At 63.7% G+C, this 18,130-nt stretch carries 3 protein-coding genes; all 3 read right to left on the bottom strand.

The genetic code is table 11. The annotated features are described in order from the left end of the window. Positions 1–65: 65 nt before the first annotated feature. The 3 genes from AB4P94_RS24215 to AB4P94_RS24205 all read right to left on the bottom strand — a co-directional run bounded on the left by AB4P94_RS24215 (position 66) and on the right by AB4P94_RS24205 (position 17,760). Complete coding sequence (locus AB4P94_RS24215) at positions 66–1,037, bottom strand: alpha/beta hydrolase fold domain-containing protein (protein WP_395607829.1); 972 nt, start codon at positions 1,035–1,037, stop codon at positions 66–68. A gap of 61 nt (positions 1,038–1,098) precedes the next feature. Next, the gene (locus AB4P94_RS24210; protein WP_395607828.1) at positions 1,099–15,978 is read right to left on the bottom strand and encodes a non-ribosomal peptide synthase/polyketide synthase; all 14,880 of its coding nucleotides are present in this window, start codon (positions 15,976–15,978) and stop codon (positions 1,099–1,101) included. 132 nt (positions 15,979–16,110) lie between these two features. Then, positions 16,111–17,760: a cyclic peptide export ABC transporter gene (locus AB4P94_RS24205; protein WP_395607827.1), complete on the bottom strand. Its 1,650-nt coding sequence runs from the start codon at positions 17,758–17,760 to the stop codon at positions 16,111–16,113. Positions 17,761–18,130: the final 370 nt, after the last annotated feature.

The following is an 18,130-nucleotide window of genomic DNA, read 5'->3' as shown; positions in this document are numbered from 1 at the left end:
GCAACGAGCAACCTGTGGTGAGCGGGCTCACCACAGTGACCTTGTTCGGCTTTTACTTTCTTGCGTTAGCCAAATGCCGCTGATTGGCGCTGTTCTTCCAGCCACCTCAACACCCCTTCATAAATGCCGGCAATGGCACCGCTGATCCCGTTCATGCGCAAAAAGTCGTGAGTCAGCCCTGACTCCACGCGCAGGTTCACCGCCGTGCCACTCGCCGCCAGTCGCTGGGCGTAAGCCTGCCCTTCGTCAAGCAGTGGGTCGTACTCGGCCAGGCTGATATAGGCCGGCGCGAGTGCCGTCAGCCCATCGGCCAGCAGCGGTGAAACCCGCCAGTCGAGGCGCTGTTGGGGTTGCGGACAATAGTGGTGGTAGAACCAGTCCAGCGTGGCGGTTTCCAGCAAATAATCCTCGGCGTAGTGGCGGTGGGAATCACGTTGCCGCGAGGTATCGGTGACCGGGTAGAACAGCAACTGCGCGCGGGGTTTGAACGCCAGAGTTTGCGGTGCCTTGACGGCGGTGATCGCCAACACGGTTGCCAGCGTGGCCCCCACACTGTCGCCCGCCAGAATCATTTGATCGTGATCCAATTGCAGGTTACCGGCGTGCTCGGCCAGCCAGTTGGCGGCGTCGAGGCTGTCATTGACTGCTGCGGGAAAGATGGCCTCCGGCGCCAGGCGATAGGAGGGCGCGAAGACCGCGTATTGCCCGCTGGCCGCGAGCCGGCGGCAGATGGAGTCGTGGGAGTCGAGGCTGCCCACCACATAACCGCCACCGTGGAAATACACAATCACGGGCAACGGTGCGGTGCCCGGTGCGCGGTAAAGGCGGGCGGGCAGTGCATGGCCATCGCGTGCCGTGACGGTCAGCGCGGTCACCTCCACCGAACCCGGTGGGCTGGGGTCGAGAATGGCCGACGTCTGTTCGAATTCGCGCCGTGCCTGTTCAACACTCAGTACGTGCATGGGTTGGCTTTTGCCGGTCAGGCGGCCCATCTGTGCCAACTCCAGAAAGCCTTCGAGATCAGGGTCCAGGGGCATTGCAGGTTCCTTGCGAAATAGGGTGGAGCGCCGCCCCTGACCATCAGGGGCGGCGACGGTTTCAGCTGACGACGGGTTGCAGCGCCAGGTGTTGTAACAACCCGTGCAGCAGGGCCGGGTGGTTGAGGATGTCGTAGTGGCCGGCTGCGATCTGTTCATTGCTGCGCGCGCTGCCCAGGCTCGATGCGGGCTGGCCGGCAAGCGCCTTGGCCCACCAGCATTCGGCCTGCACCCGGGTGGCCGGCAAACCGTTGAGGCGCGTCGACAGCACCTTGAGCTTCATCGCCACCTGGAAGGTGTGGGCCAGCTCCTCGGCGCTGATCCCGGCATACACCGATTGCGCGGCGGCACCGGCCTGGACGTGTGCGATCAGTTGTTCAAGCCGCTCGCTGCCGGTGGTCGCTGTGACCTCAAGGGCAGGCAGGCTCTCGCACGGCACGCCGAACAGCACCGCCAGGAAGCCGCGCAAGTCTTCGCTCCAGTCATCGCTGACAACGTCCTCGCCTGTCGGGATAAAGCTGTCGACCAGACCGAGGAATTCCACCTGCTGGCCCTGGCTTTCCAGTTCCTGGGCCACCAGCACCGCGAGGGTGCCGCCCAGTGACCAGCCCATCAGGTGATACGGGCCGCTGGCCTGTTGTTGGCGGATGTACTGGCTGTAATCAATGGCCATGGCTTCCAGGGATTCATCGTCCCACTGGCGGTCCAGCAACATCCGGCATTGCAGACCGTAGACACTGCGCTGCCCGTCCAGGCGGCGGGCCAGGGGCTCGTAGTCGAACACCGTGCCAAAACCGGCATGCAGGCAGAACAGCGGCGGGTTGTGCGCTGTTTCACTGTTGAGCAACAGCAACGGGTTTAGGCTGGCCTCGTCGTCGGTAAAGCCGGACAGCTCGGCGATGGTCGGCTTACCGATCATGTCCCGCAGCTTCAGCTCAATACCGATCCCGGGCGTACTGCGCACTTTCGACAGCACCTTGAGAATGCGCAGTGAGTCACCGCCCAATTCGAAGAAATTGTCGGTGACGCCCACGCTGTCCAGTTCCAGTACGTCCTGCCAGATCGCCGCCAGCTGGGCTTCCAGCGGGTTGCGCGGTGCTACGAAAGCGCGGCCCTTGAAGTCCGGGTCGGGCAGGGCCAGGCGGTCGAGCTTGCCGTTGGGGTTGAGCGGGAACGCCTGCAGCACGAGGATTTGCGCGGGCACCATGTAGTCGGGCAGTTCCACCTGCAACGCGGCGCGCAAGCGCTCACCCAGGCCGGCCGAGGCATCGGCCACCACGTAACCGATCAGTTGTTTGCCGCCCGCGATATCGCGGGCGACCACCACGGCGTCCTGCACGTCGCTGAGGTCACGCAAACGTGATTCAATTTCCCCCAGTTCGATGCGGAAGCCACGAATCTTTACCTGATTGTCCAAGCGGCCGAGGTAGTCAATGACGCCATCCGGGCGTTGGCGCACCAGGTCGCCGGTGCGATACAGGCGCGTGCCGTTTGCCGCGAACGGGTCGACCACAAACCGCTCGGCGCTCAGGCCGGGGCGCTGGTGATAGCTCCGGGCAACGCCTTCGCCACCGATATACAGCTCGCCTGCCACGCCATCCGGTACCGGGTTGAGGTGTTCGTCCAGCACATACAGGGTGCGTTCGCCGATGCGAGTGCCGATCGGCGCATACACCGCCTCACAGCGCTGCTCGGCACTGACTTTCCACAGCAGCGGCGTGACCACGGTTTCGGTGGGGCCATAGCCATTGGTCAGGAACTGCGGCTGGAGCACGCGCTTGACCAACTCAAAGTTGGCCTCGGCCACCGCATCCCCGCCAAAGCAGTAGATGCGCACGGGCGGTGGTGCCTCGTTTAGGCTGTCGCCGTACTCGGCCAGCTGTTGCAGATATGCCGGCGGGAAACAGGCGATGCTGATGCGGTGGGCGTGCAGCGCCTGCCAGGTTTCTTCCGGCGTCCACAGTTGATTGCCGCGCACCACCAGGCGAGCGCCGCTTTGCAGGGTCGACAGCCAGCGCTCCTGGGCGCCATCAAAGGCGAACGACATGAAGAGCAATTCACGGGTGCTGCTGTCCATCTCGTACCGCTCGGCAATCGCCTGGCAATGCATGCGGATCTGCCCATGCGCCACGGCCACGCCCTTGGGCTTGCCGGTGGAGCCGGAGGTGTAGATCAGGTAGGCCAGGTTGTCGTCGTGCACCTCGGGTTGCGGGCACGTCGCCGGCCAATCCGACAGCGGCAGACGGTCCAATTCGACCAGCGTTGCGCAGCCGACGCCCTCAAAGCGTGAACGCAGCGCGTGCTGGCTGATCAGCACGCTCATGGCCGAGTCTTCGACGATCCACTGCACGCGGTCCTGCGGGTAATCAATGTCCAGCGGCACGTAGGCGGCGCCGGTTTTCATCACCGCGTAGAACGCGACGATAACGTCCACCGACCGTTCAAGCGCGACCCCGACGAACATCTCCGCGCCGATGCCCTGGGCCATCAGGTAATGGGCCAGGCGATTGGCTCGGGCATCCAGTTCGGCGTAGCTCAATTCGATACCGTCGCACACCACCGCCACTGCGTCCGGACGGTCCAGCGCGTGTTGGCGGATCACCTGCGCCAGGTGAGCGCGCGGCGCGGTCACAGGGCAAAGCACGTTACGTTGCAGCAGCGACTGCTGTTCGGCGTCGGCGAGCATGTTCAGGCTGCCGACATTGGCCTGGGCGTTGTTCAGCAGCTCCAGCAGCAGGGTTTCAAAGCTGCGGCGGATTTGCGCCGTCGCCGCTTCAGTGAAGCGGTTGCGCAGGTACAGGAACTCGATCTTCAGGGTGTCGCCCAGGTCGATGGCCAGGTCCATGGCGAAGTTGGTGACATCGCGGCTGCTGACGTCGCCGAAGTTCAAGTGGCCTCTCCCGGCTTCTTGCAGGCGTTCGTCCACCGGGTAGTTTTCAAACACCAGAATGCTGTCGAACAGTGGCTGGCCACCCTGGCCCGACCAGCGCTGCACGTCCGCCAGGGAGGCATGCTCGTGGTCGCGCACTTCCAGGTTGTAGGCTTGCAAGGCTTGCAGCCACTGGGTGACAGGCATCTGCGGCTGCGGGGTCTGGATGATCGGCAAGGTGTTGATAAACAGCCCGAGCATGTCCTCGGAGCCCGGCAGGCTGGCCGGGCGACCGGCCACCGTGGCGCCGAAGCACACGGTGTCCTGGCCGGTGTAGCGCTGCAACAGCAGCAGCCAGGTGGCCTGGATCAATGTGTTCGGCGTGACGCGCAGGCGCTGGGCCTGTTCGCGCAGATGACGGGTTTGCACCGCATCCCAATTGAGGTACAGCGCAGCGTGGCCTTGCAGTTCCATCGACGGTTTGGGCGACAGGCTGTTGGCCAGCGACGAGGTGCCGTTCAAACCCTGCAGCCTGGTCTTCCAGAACTGCTCCAGCAGCGTCTGGGACTGCTCTTGCAGCCAGCGGATGTAGTCGCGGTAATGCCCGCGCTTGGCCGGTGCAGCCTGGCCGTTGTAGATCGCGAAGACTTCACCCAGCAACCGCGAATTGGACCAGCCGTCCATCAGGATATGGTGGCTGGTCCAGATCAGGTAATGGGTCTGCGGGTCGAGTTGCACCAGTGTCAGGCGTGTGAGGGGCGCGCGCAGCAGTTCGAACCCCCGGGCACACTCCTGGCTCGCCAGGGTTTCCAGGTCTTGCGCGCTGACCTCACGCTCCTGCCAGTCAAGGATTTGCACCGGCAGGCTCGCGCTGCGGTACACCACTTGCAGCGGTTCGGCCAACTGGCTGTCGGCCCAGAAGCCGGTGCGCAGGATTTCATGGCGCTCAATCACGGCATTCCAGGCCGCAGTGAAACGTGCAACGTCCAGGCCCGCGACCGAGACGGCCATCTGGTTCACATACAGCGCGCTTTCCGGTGCTTCCAGGGTGTGGAACAGCATGCCCTGTTGCATCGCCGACAACGGGTAAAGGTCTTCGACCTGCGCCACCGGCACCGGCAACCGGTCCAGTTGCGCCTGGTTGATGTGCGCGAGCGGGAAGTCGGAAGGCGTCACGCCGACGTTGGCGGTGTCGCAGCAATGCTCGATCAGTGCCAGCAGTTCGCGTTTGAGGTCATCCGCGAGACCCGCAATGGTCGCCTCGTCGAACATCTCGCGGCTGAATTGCCAGCCCAGGGTCAGCTCATCGCCATACACTTGGCCATTGAGGCTCAGCCAGTTACCCAGCGGAGCACCGAGGGTCTGCTCACGGCCACTGCCTTCGGCGGCGGGTGCCAGCAGCGCGCCTTGTGCGGCATCGAAACTGCCGTCGAACTGGCCGAGGTAGTTGAAGGTGATGCGTGGGGTCGGCAGGGCGGCGAGGCTGGCCCGTGCCTGCGGCGTGCCCAGGTAGCGCAGGGCACCGTAGCCCAGGCCTTTGTCGGGGATGGCACGCAGTTGTTCCTTGATCTGCTTGATCGAATCGCCAAGGCCTGCGGCCGGCACCAGCTTGACCGGGAACAGGCTGGTGAACCAACCCACGGTGCGGGTCAGGTCGATGTCCTCGAACAGGTCTTCACGGCCATGGCCTTCCAGTTCGATCAGGCAATGCCCGTTGCCGGTCCAGCGGCTGATGACGCGCGCCAGGGCGGTCAGCAGCAGGTCGTTGATCTGCGTACGGTAGGCCTTGGGGGCCTGTTGCAGCAGTTGCCGCGTCTGTTGCGCGTCGAGGTGCGTGTGCAGTGTGTGGCTGTGGCGGTTGTCCAGGCTGCCTTGAGGCCGTTCGCAGGGCAGGTCGCTGGCGTTGCTGTCGAGTCGCGCCAGCCAGTTGTTCAGTTCCTCGTTCGACGCCTGGCTTTGCGCGCGCTGTTGCAGGCGTTCGGCCCAGGCCTTGAGCGAACTGGTACGGGCCGGCAACTGCACGGCCTGCTGGTTGACGGCCTGTTGATAGGCGTTTTGCAGGTCTTCAAACAGAATCCGCCAGGACACCCCATCCACGGCCAGGTGGTGGATCACCAGCAATAGCCGCTGGGTACCGTCGGCCAGGTGGATCAACAGGGCGAGCATCAGCGGGCCGTGTTGCAGGTCGAGGCTGGCCTGGGTGTGGTCGCACAGGTCTGACAGTTGCTCGGCGCTGGCGTCGATCTGTTGCAGTTGCCAGTCGGCCATTGGCCGGTAATCTGCGCGCCAGCCTTCGGCCTGCTGTTCGAAGCTCAAGCGCAGGGCGTCGTGATGCTCGATCACGGCGTACAGCGCCCGTTGCAGGGCTTCTGCTTGCAGCGGTTGCAAGGCTTTGAGCAGCACCGACTGGTTCCAGTGGTGACGCTCGGGGATCGGCGTTTGAAAAAACACCTGATGAATCGGCAGCAACGGCAGGCTGCCGGTGGCAGGGCCGCGCTCGATCACCGGGGCGCTCGCGCCGCTGCGGGCCACGCCCGCCAGGCCTTGCACGGTCTGGTGCTGGAACAGTTCCTTGGGGGTAAAGGCGATGCCTTGCTGGCGCGCACGGCTGACCACCTGAATGGAGATGATGGAGTCACCGCCCAGTTCAAAGAAGTTATCGGTCAGGCCGACTTTCTCCCGTTTCAGCACGTCTTGCCAGATGGCTGCGATCTGCTGTTCCAGCGGGGTCTGCGGCGCCACGTAGGTTTTTTGCAGCAGGCTGGCGTCCGGTTTGGGTAATGCCTTGCGGTCGAGCTTGCCGTTGGGGCTCAGCGGCAACTGATCAAGGAAAATCAGCTGCGCCGGCACCATGTAATCCGGCAGGTGCTCGCCCAGCCTTCTCTTGATTTCGCTGCGCAGCTCATCGGCTTCGCGGGCCTCGGTCGGCACGGCATACGCGACCAGTTGGCCGCCGGCAGCGATGACCACGGCTTCGCGCACGCAGTCCAGTTCCATCAGGCGGGTTTCGATTTCCCCCAGCTCGATGCGCAGGCCACGGATTTTCACCTGGTGGTCGATGCGCCCACGGTATTCGATCACGCCGTCGGCGCGATAACTGGCCAGGTCACCGGTGCGGTACAGGCGCTGGCCGTCACCGAACGGGCTGGTCATGAAGCGCTCGGCGGTCAGGGCCGGGCGGCGGTGGTAACCCCGGGCCAGGCCTGCGCCGCCCAGGTACAGCTCGCCGATCACACCGGCTGGCACGGGTTGCAGCTCGGTGTCGAGGATGTAGGTGGTGAGGTTGGCGATGGGTTGACCGATCGGCACGCTGGCCTTGCCTTCTTCGCGGCAGGTCCAGTGGGTCACGTCGATGGCGGCTTCGGTGGGGCCGTAAAGGTTGAACAGGCCGGCGTTCGGCAGCTTGGCGAAGACCTGCTGTTGCGCGTCCACGGGCAAGGCTTCGCCGCTGCACACGATGCGCGTGAGGCTCGTGCAATGGGCGACGTTTTCGTCGAGCAAAAACACCTGCAGCATCGACGGCACGAAGTGCAGGGTGGTGACTTGGTAGCGCTGAATCAGGCTCACCAGCGTGGCCGGGTCGCGGTGATCACCGGGGCCGGCCACGGCGAGGCGGGCGCCGGTCATCAGTGGCCAGAAGAACTCCCACACCGACACGTCGAAGCTGAACGGGGTTTTTTGCAGCACGGTGTCACGGGCCGTCAAACCGTATGCCTGCTGCATCCAGCACAGGCGATTGGTCAGGGCCGAATGCCGGTTGCCGGCGCCTTTGGGCTTGCCGGTGGAGCCGGAGGTGTAGATGACGTAGGCGAGGTGTTCGCCGTCCACGGCCACGTTGGGGTTGGTGTCGGGGTGGTGGCTGACGTCCAGTTGGTCGAGGGCCAAAACCGGCAACGCATCTGGGATTGGCAGCGACGCGAGCAAGTGCTGCTGGGTCAACAGCAGGCCGATGCCGCTGTCTTCGATCATGTAGCTGAGGCGGTCCTGCGGATACTCCGGGTCCAGCGGCACGTAAGCGCCGCCCGCCTTGAGCACGGCCAGCAGGCCGACGACCATTTCCAGGCTGCGTTCGGTGGCGATGCCCACCAGCGAGTCCGGGCCGACGCCCAGCTCGATCAATTGGTGGGCGAGCTGGTTGGCGCGGTGGTTGAGTTGCTGATAGCTCAGCTGTTGATCGCCAAAGACCAGCGCCGGAGCCTCTGGCGTGGCGGCCACTTGCGCCTCGATCAACTGTTGCACGCTGCGGTCGAGTGGATAGTCGGTTCGGGTGTTATTCCACCCGCTGACAATCTGCTGTTGCTCGGCGCGGTCCAGCATCGGCAGGTCGGCAATCCGCTGCTGGGGGTCTGCTATCAGGCCGTGCAACAGCTGTTGCCAATGCTGCCCGAGGCGCTCGACGGTGGCCGCGTTGAACAGGTCGGTGGCGTAGGTCAGGGTTGCACTCAGGCCATCAGCCGACTCGCTGGTGCTCAGCGTCAGGTCAAATTGCGCAGTGCTGCCTTCCCAGTCCAGGCCTTCGACCTGTAGCGCCGACGGCAGTGGCGGGCGCTCGGTGTCGGCGCTCTGGTGGTTGAACATCACCTGGAACAGTGGGTTGTGGCTGAGGCTGCGCTCTGGTTGCAGCGCCTCTACCAATTGTTCGAATGGCAAGTCCTGATGGGCCTGCGCGTCCAGTGCATGCCGCTTGACCTGTTGCAGCAGTGCTTCACCGCTCAGGTTCGCGTTGAACTCGGCCTTCATGACCTGGGTGTTGACGAAGAAGCCGATCAAACCCTCGGTTTCCACGCGGTTGCGGTTGGCAATCGGCACGCCGACGCGGATGTCGTTCTGGCCACTGTAGCGGTGCAGCAACGTCTGGAATGACGCCAGCAACAGCATGAACGGCGTGACGCCGAGGCGCTGGGCGATCTGCTGCACCGCGTCACTCACGCTTGGCGCCAAAGTGAGGGCCAGGTGCGCACCCCGGTAGCTTTGTTCGGCCGGGCGCGGGCGATCGGTGGGCAACTCCAGCACGCTGTTTTCACCGGCCAATTGTGCCGTCCAGTAGGCCAGTTGGCGTTCACGTTCACCGGCCTGCATCCATTGCCGTTGCCAGGCGGCGTAGTCGGCGTACTGGATCGGCAGCGGTGCCAGCGCGTGAGGCTGCCCGGCCTCGGCGGCGGTGTACAGGGCGATCAGTTCTTCAACCATCAACTGCACCGACCAGCCATCGGACACGATGTGGTGCTGGGTGATGACCAGCACATGTTCATCGTCCGCCAGGCGCAGCAGCCGCACGCGCAGCAGCGGGCCTTGTTGCAGGTCGAACAGTTGCCGGGTTTCGTGCTCCACGAAGGCTTTGAGCGTGGCATCGTCCGGCGTGCCGTTCAGTGTTTCGACCACGAGGGTCAGCGGCGCCTGATCGGCGATGACTTGCCGGGGCTGTTCGCTGTCGACCACGAAGGTGGTACGCAGCACTTCGTGACGGGCGATCAGTTGGTTGAAGGCGTGCTCCAGCGCTGCCACATCCAGCGGCCCCTTGAGACGCAAGGCGGCCGGCAGGTGGTAAGCGGCGCTGTGCGGGTCCAGTTGCCAGAGGAACCACTGGCGTTCCTGGGCGTAGGACAGCGGCAATGGGTGGTTGCGCTCGACAGGTATCAGTGGCAGTTCGTGCTGGCGGGCAGGGCCATTCAGGCCGGCGACAAACTCCCCGAGCACGCTGCGTTCAAACAGGCTGCGCAAGGCGACGTCAAGGTTCAGGGCCTGACGCACCCTGGAGATGATCTGGGTCGCCAGCAACGAATGCCCACCCAGTGCGAAAAAGTCATCGGTGAGGCCGACTTGCTCAAGGTTGAGCACGCTTTGCCAGATCGCGGCGACCTGGATTTGCAGGGCCGTTTGCGGCGCCACATAGCTGTTTTGCTGTTGGCTGGCATCGGGCTTCGGCAGGGCCTTGCGGTCCAGTTTGCCGTTCGGGCTCAAAGGCAGCCCATCAAGGAACATCAGGAAGCCGGGCACCATGTAGTCCGGTAGCACGGCGGCCAGGGCGGTCTTGATCGACTGGCGTAATTCAGCCTCGGGCAACGCCGTGCTGTGGGGCACTACATACCCAACCAGTTGCAGGCCACCGGCCGCTGGTTGCGCGAGGACAATGGCGTCACGCACCACGTCCTGCTCCAGCAACCGCGCTTCGATTTCACCCAGCTCAATGCGGAAACCGCGAATCTTCACCTGGTGGTCGATCCGGCCAACGTACTCGATCACTCCGTCGGCGTTATACCGGGCCAGGTCGCCGGTGCGGTACAGACGCCCGCCGGTCTGGCTGAACGGGTCGGGCATGAAGCGTTCGGCGGTCAGGTCCGGGCGATTGAAATAGCCACGGGCCAACAACTCACCGCCAATCATTAATTCACCCACCACCCCAACCGGCGCCGGGGCGCCGCTGTCGTCCAGCAGGTAAATGCTGCGCCCGGCCAGGACCTTGCCGATGGGCATGGTCAGGGGCGTCGGGCAGGCGCCTGTCACATAGTCCGTGCAGTCAAGTGCCGTGACCGTCACCGTCGCCTCGGTAGGGCCGTAGGTGTTGAGCAATTTGACCTGGCCAAGGCCCGCCTGGGCCCATGCGGCGAGGCCTTCCGGCGGCATGGCCTCACCACCGGCGTGGACTTGCTTGAGGCGCCCGTAATCACGCGGGCCGGCAGCGGCAAAGTCCTTGGCCAGCAGGTTCCAATAGGCGGTGGTCAGATCGACCACACTGATCTGGTGTTTGATCAGTTCACGGTAGAAGGTGTCGGTGTCCCAGATCTCGGTACCGCGCAACACCACCGAGGCGCCGCAGATAAGCGCCGGATACAGCTGCTCGACGAAACCGTCGAAGTTGAAGGTGGAAAACTGCAGGATGCGGTCGTCGCCATTGAGGTTGAAAAATTCCAGCGACACGTAGGCGTGGCGCGTCAGCGAAAGCTGGTTGATGCCCACGCCTTTCGGCCGGCCGGTGGAGCCCGAGGTGAACATGACATACGCCAGGTTACCGGCGTGGGCGCGGTTGGCCAGGTTGCTGTCGTCCAGTTCGGCCCAGGCCTGGTTGAGGTCCAGGCATACCGGTTCGACACACGCCGGAATCGGCAGGCGTTCACGCAAGTGGCTCTGGGTCAGGATCAGCTGCGTGCCGCTGTCTTCGATCATGCACAGCAGACGATCCTGCGGGTACTCCGGGTCCAGCGGCACGTAGGCGCCACCGGCCTTGAGCACCGCCAGCAGGCCGATGATCATGTCCAGGCCGCGCTCCACGGCAATCCCCACCAGCACGTCGGGGCCAACGCCCAGGCTGACCAGATGACGGGCCAGGCGGTTGGCCCGGGCGTTGAGTTCGGCGTAGCTCAATTGATGCGTTTCGAAGAACAGCGCCGGGGCAGAAGGTTGCTTCGCCACCTGCGCTTCAAACAGCTGATGGACTCGCTGCTCGCTGGGGTAATCAAGCGTGGCGCTGCTCCAGGCATGCAACATCAAATGCCGTTCGTCCCGGCCAAGCATGTCCAGTTCACCCAGGCGTTGTTGCGGGTTGTGCACGATGGCCCGCAGCAGGTTCTGCCAATGTGCAGCCAGGCGCTGGATGGTCGGGGCCTCAAACAAGTCGATGGCATACGTGAGGGTGGCGAGCAGGTCGTCGGCGGACTCGCTGGTGTCCAGCGAAAGGTCGAACTGGGTGCTCGGCAGCGTGCCTTCCAGCACCTCCAGGCTCAGGCCGGGGAGGGTCACGCTGTTTTGCGGCTGCACGCTGGCATGGTTGTACATCACCTGAAACAACGGGCTATGGCTCAGGCTGCGCTCCGGTTGCAGCGCTTCCACCAGTTGCTCGAACGGCAAGTCCTGGTGGGCCTGGGCCTGCAGGGCATGCCTTTTGACCTGTTGCAGCACATCGACAAACCGCGCCTGGCCGTTGACCTCTGTGCGCAGCACCTGGGTGTTGACGAAAAAGCCGATCAGCCCTTCGGTTTCCATGCGGTTGCGGTTGGCGATGGGTACGCCCACACGAATATCGGTTTGCCCGCTGTAGCGATGCAGCAGGGTCTGGAACGAGGCCAGCAACAGCATGAACAGGGTCACGCCTTGCTGTTGGGCGAGCTGCTTGAGTGCTCGATTCAGTTCACTGCCCAGTGCCAGGTCCAACTGGGCACCCCGGTAGCTTTGCTCGGACGGCCGGGCGTGGTCAGCGGGCAGTTCCAGAACGGTCTGCTCACCGCCCAGCTGCGCAGTCCAGTAGGCCAGCTGGCGCTCGCGCTCCCCGGCTTCCATCCACTGGCGTTGCCACACGCCATAGTCGGCGTACTGGATGGGCAGCTCTGGCAGGCTGTTGGCCTGTTGCTGGCTGAAACTTGCGTACAGCGAGATCAGCTCGCGGATCATCACGTTGATCGACCAACCGTCGGAGACGATATGGTGCTGGGTGATGATCAACACGTGGTCGTCTTCCGCCAGTTTCAGCAGTTTGACCCGCAGTAACGGGCCGTGCTGCAAGTCGAACAGCTGCCGGATTTCGTGTTCGACACACGCCTGGATCGTTGCTGCATCTGCCCCGGGCCGTGACTCGAACGTGAGGGTCAACCCGGTGGGCTCGGCAATCCGCTGCACGGTGCGTTCGCCGTCTTGAGTGAACGAGGTGCGCAGGCTTTCGTGACGGCAGATCAACCGGTCAAAACTCTGTTGCAACGCCTGGGTATCCAGGTGGCCCCGCAGGCGCAGGGCCGCCGGGATGTGGTAGGCCGTGCTGTGCGGGTCCAGTTGCCAGAGGAACCACTGGCGCTCCTGGGCGTAGGACAGACGCAGCGGCTGATCGCGCCCGGCGCGCACCAACGGCGGCTCGTGACGTACCGGTTCCTGCGCCAGGGTGGCGACAAATGCCTGCAAGGTGCTGCACTCGAACAGGCTGCGCAGCGGCACATCGCTGTTCAGGGTGTGACGCACCCGGGACACGACCTGGGTGGCCAGCAATGAATGACCACCCAGGTCGAAAAAGTCATCGTGCAAGCCGACGGTGTCGCACTTGAGCACGTCTTGCCAGATGGCCGCGATCTGCTGTTCCAGCGGGGTCTGCGGCGCCACGTAGGTTTTTTGCAACAGGCTGGCATCCGGCTTTGGCAGGGCCTTGCGTTCCAGCTTGCCGTTGGGGCTCAGCGGCAACTGATCAAGGAAGATCAACTGCGCCGGCACCATGTAGTCGGGCAAGTGCTCGCCCAGGCGCCGCTTGATTTCGCTGCGCAGCTCATCGGCTTCGCGGGCCTCGGTTGGCACGGCATACGCGACCAGTTGGCCGTCGGCAGCGATGACCACGGCTTCGCGCACGCAGTCCAGTTCCATCAGGCGGGTTTCGATTTCCCCCAGCTCGATGCGCAGGCCACGGATTTTCACCTGGTGGTCGATACGCCCACGGTATTCGATCACGCCGTCAGGGCGATAACTGGCCAAATCGCCGGTGCGGTACAGGCGCTGGCCGTCACCGAACGGGCTGGTCATGAAGCGCTCGGCGGTCAAGGCCGGGCGGCGGTGGTAACCCCGGGCCAGGCCTGCGCCGCCCAGGTACAGCTCGCCAATCACACCGGCTGGCACCGGTTGCAGTTCGGCATCGAGGATGTAGGTGGTGAGGTTGGCAATCGGCTGGCCAATCGGCACACCGGCCTTGCCTTCTTCGCGGCAAGTCCAGTGGGTCACGTCGATGGCGGCTTCCGTGGGGCCGTAAAGGTTGAACAGGCCGGCGTTCGGCAGCTTGGCGAAGACCTGCTGTTGCGCGTCCACGGGCAAGGCTTCGCCGCTGCACACGATGCGCGTGAGGCTCGTGCAATGGGCGACGTTTTCGTCGAGCAAAAACACCTGCAGCATCGACGGCACGAAGTGCAGGGTGCTGACTTGGTAGCGCTGAATCAGGCTCACCAGCGTGGCCGGGTCGCGATGGTCACCGGGGCCGGCCACGGCGAGGCGGGCGCCGGTCATCAGTGGCCAGAAGAACTCCCACACCGACACGTCGAAGCTGAACGGGGTTTTTTGCAGCACGGTGTCACGGGCCGTCAAACCGTATGCCTGTTGCATCCAGCACAGGCGGTTGGTCAGGGCCGAATGCCGGTTGCCGGCGCCCTTGGGCTTGCCGGTGGAGCCGGAGGTGTAGATGACGTAGGCGAGGTGTTCGCCGTCCACGGCCACGTTGGGGTTGGTGTCGGGGTGGTGGCTGACGTCCAGTTGGTCGAGGGCCAAAACCGGCAACGCATCTGGGATTGGCAGCGACGCGAGCAAGTGCTGCTGGGTCAACAGCAGGCCGATGCCGCTGTCTTCGATCATGTAGCTGAGACGGTCCTGCGGGTATTCGGGGTCCAGCGGCACGTAGGCGCCGCCCGCCTTGAGCACGGCCAGCAGGCCGACGACCATTTCCACGCTGCGTTCGGTGGCGATGCCCACCAGCGAGTCCGGGCCGACGCCCAGCTCGATCAATTGGTGGGCGAGCTGGTTGGCGCGGCGGTTGAGTTGCTGATAGCTCAGTTGTTGATCGGCAAACACCAGCGCGGGCGCCTCGGGTGTGGCGGCAACCTGGGCTTCGATCAACTGCTGAACGCTGTGGTCCAGCGGGTAAGCGGTCGCAGTGTTGTTCCATTCGTGGGTGATCCGCCGTTGTTCGGCAGGATCCAGCATGGCCAGCTCGCCCAGCCGCTGCTGCGGCGCTTCAATAAGGCTTTGCAGCAAACGCAGCCAATGCGCGCCCAGGCGCTCGATGGTCGCCGGGTTGAACAGCGCTGCGCTGTACTCAATGTTTGCAGTGATGTGCTGCGGCGAGTAGTCCACGTCCATCGACAGATCGAACTTGGCCTCTTGTTGCGCCACCGGCAGGAACTCGAGGCTCAGCTCGCCCAGTTTCAGCGCAGTGGGTTGGTTCTGGTTCACGCGCCAGTTGAACAGGCTCTGGAACAGCGGGTTGGCCTGGCTGCTGCGTTGCAGTTGCAAGCGCTCGATGATCAGTTCAATCGGGTAGTCGGCGTGCTCCATGGCCGCCCGCGATTGCTGGCGCAGGGCCTGGAGGAACGCAGCGGTGGTCAGGTCGTCGGTGAGTTGGGCGCGGTAAATCTGGCTGCTGACGAAGAAGCCCACCAGGTCCTGGGTCTCGCTCTGATTGCGGCCGGCATTTGGGACGCCGACGGTGAACGCCTGCTGACCGCTGTAGCGGCTGAGCAACAGTTGCCAGGCGCCCAGCAACACGATGAACGGCGTCAGATCCTGTTGCTGGCAGAAGTTTTGCAAGCGTTGGCTCAGGGCTGGGGGCAAGGGCAGGTGCAGGTTGCCGGCGTGGTGCCGTTGTTCGGCGCTGCGCGCAAAATCGGTGGGCAGGTCCAGCGTGGGCATTTCACGCCCCAGGTAATTCGCCCAATAGTCGGTAGCCCGTTGTTGCTCAGGCGTGTTCGGGTAGTCTTCGCGCTGCCAGCGGGCGTAGTCGGCGTACTGGATGGCGGGGCGCGTCAGTGGCGTGGTGTCGCCCTCGCAGGCGCGCTGGTAGGCCTGGGTCAGGTCGTGCATCAGGATCGGGTTGGACCAGGCGTCCGAAACGATGTGGTGCATGTTCAACAGCAGCACATGCTCATCGTGTGCGAGGGTGAGCAGCGTGGCACGGATCAGTGGCGCGCAGCTCAGATCAAAGGGCGCGCGGGCTTCGGCGGCAAGGCGTTCAGCGACGGCGATGGCACGGGCCTCGGGCGCCAGGCCTGACAAGTCTTCCTTGTGCAGCGGGATTCGGGCGTGCGGGTCGAGTATTTGCCGGGGCTGATCATCAACGCTCTGGAAGGCGGTTTTCAGCACATCGTGCCGGTCGATAATCTGCTGCAGGGCCGTGTCCAGCGCGGCGCCGTTCAGCGTGCCGCGCAGGCGCAGCGCGTTGGGCAGGTTGTAGGCGCTGCTGTGGGGCGAAAGCTGTTGCAGGAACCACAGGCGTTGCTGGGCAAAAGACAGGGGCGTGGGGCCGCGATGGGAGTGAGCCTTGATGGAATGCTCTGAACCGGCGTCGTCGGCCATCAACAGGGCCAGCAGGTCGTCGTCGGGGAGTTGATTCAGTGGGTTCATGGTGGGTCTCGTCGCCATCGGCTGCGTAAATATGCGTTGTCAGAAAGACGAAGCATGGCCGACGAGATTTAGGTGTGACGCGGACTTCAGAGGCAGGCGGCGAGCGGCAGGGCGCTCGCCGTGAGGGAGGAATCAGGCGACGGCTTTTTCGGTGATGACGCGTCCGGCTTCCATTCGCACCAGTTGGTCGGCGACATCGAAGTAACGGTCGTCGTGGGAAATGACGATGATGGTCTTGCCCAGGCGCTTCAGGTCCGGCAGCAGCTCGGTGTAGAACACACGACGGAACGTCGGGTCCTGGTCGGCCGCCCACTCGTCAAAGACCAGCACCGGGCGTTCGTCGAGCCAGGCGTTGATCAAGGCCAGGCGCTTGCGTTGGCCGGTGGACAGGTCGGTGGTGGTGAAAGCGCCGTCGCGCACGCTGACCTTGTGCGCGATTTCCATACGCTCCAGGTAGCCGTTGGCATCGTCCGGCAGGGCCTTGTCGCTCTGCACCAGTTCGTCGAACAGGTAGTAGTCGGCGAAAATCGTGGTGAACATCTGGCGGTAATCATCCAGGCCGCGTGCATCCACGGCGCGGCCGTTGAGGCGGATTTCACCTTGCTGCGGGGTGTACAGGCCCAGCAGCAGTTTGATCAGGGTGGTCTTGCCGCAGCCGTTTTCGCCGACGATGAACAGGATTTCGCCAGGCTCGATGGTCAGGTTCACCGGGCCCAGCTTGAACGGCTGGCTGCCCTCCACGGGTGGAAAGGCATATTGCACCTCGCGCAGTTCCAGGTGCTGCAGGGTGGGGGTGCGGCTTTCGTCGGCATCAAGCAGCAAGTGGGGTTCCGGCGAGGAGAAGCGTTCGGACAGGTCGGCAATGCGGCGGAAGGCGATCTGCGCGCGGCTGATGATCGGCAGGTTGGCGATCAGGTTTTCCAATGGGCCTTTCATGTACAGCAGCACCAGCACAAAGCCGCTCATCATTGCCGGGTTGCTGCTGGGCCAGAACGATTGCAGGGTCAGCGCCAGGCCGATGACCACGAAGAACAGCATCGAGCCCAGGCTCTTGGCGATCACGAAAATGTTGATTGAACGCACATGGGTGTCGCAGATGTGGTCGGCGGTCGCCTGGATGTTGCGCGTCAGCATGGCGTGACGGCGCTTGCGATGGATGCGCAATTCCTTGGCGCCTTCGGCAATGGCCGAGTAGTGTTTTTGCAGGTTGTCTTCCGATTCCCGTGCGGCATAAAAGCCTTTGATGCCTTTGCCTTGCGCGACGAACTGGATGGCCGAGCCGATGCCGATGGCCAGTAGCGTCATCAGGAAAATCGGCAGCGACAGGCTCGCCAGGTAACCCAGGCAGCCAAGAACGACAGTGATGGAAATGGCCAGTGGAGCGAAGGCAAAGGCGAAATCGCTGATGGTGTCGACGTCGTGAGTCAGCACCGGAATCAGGCGATGGCTGCGGTAGCGCTCGATCTGTTCGATCGGCGCCGACAACACCTTGGCGCCCAGGTCCTTGCGCAGCTTGGCAATGACTTTTTGCCCGACAAAGTTGCTGCCGATATCTGCGGCAATGCTGCTGAGCAAGGCCAGCACGCACAGCCCGGCAAACGCCAGGACCACGGCGGTGGTCAGGCCGGATTCGCTGTGCAGGCCCTGGTTGACCGTGGCCAGCAGCGCAGTGACGCTCAGGCCTCCGAGGATGCCGAACAGAATCGACAGGATGACGGTGTAGCGATAGGGCTTGAGCAGGCTCAAGAGTTCGCGAAGGGCGCTACGCGGTTTTGCAGTCATGAAACTACCTCGGTCGCGACGTGGCTACGTGCTGGGGGCGAGTGGGTGCCCAGGCGAACCATCAGGTCGCTGGCGGGCTTTTGTAGGAGACGTTTCGAGGGTGGCGCGATTTAGCCTTGTTGTGCTGCGTGGGCGGCTGCGAAATGTGTTCGTGGAGGCCGTCGGGGGCGGGGCTGTTGGTGTGGTCCTAAATTTTTCCTTCGCCCCAACGTTTCATTCCTGATACGGCCTGCTTTTTTACTTTTCTCTTGTGCCTTCTTGTGAATGCGGCGTTTCGGCTTTTGCGTGGCTTGAGGGCGGGCGTTGCACGGTCCGACAGGGAAGTAAAAAAATCGAAGTAAATGAGTCTGGTTTTCATTAGCTGAGCCGT

Source organism: Pseudomonas sp. B22129, assembly GCF_044218875.1.
Lineage (GTDB): Bacteria > Pseudomonadota > Gammaproteobacteria > Pseudomonadales > Pseudomonadaceae > Aquipseudomonas.
Note: the sequence above shows the minus strand (reverse complement) of the source record. Positions and strands in the feature narration are given on the sequence as shown.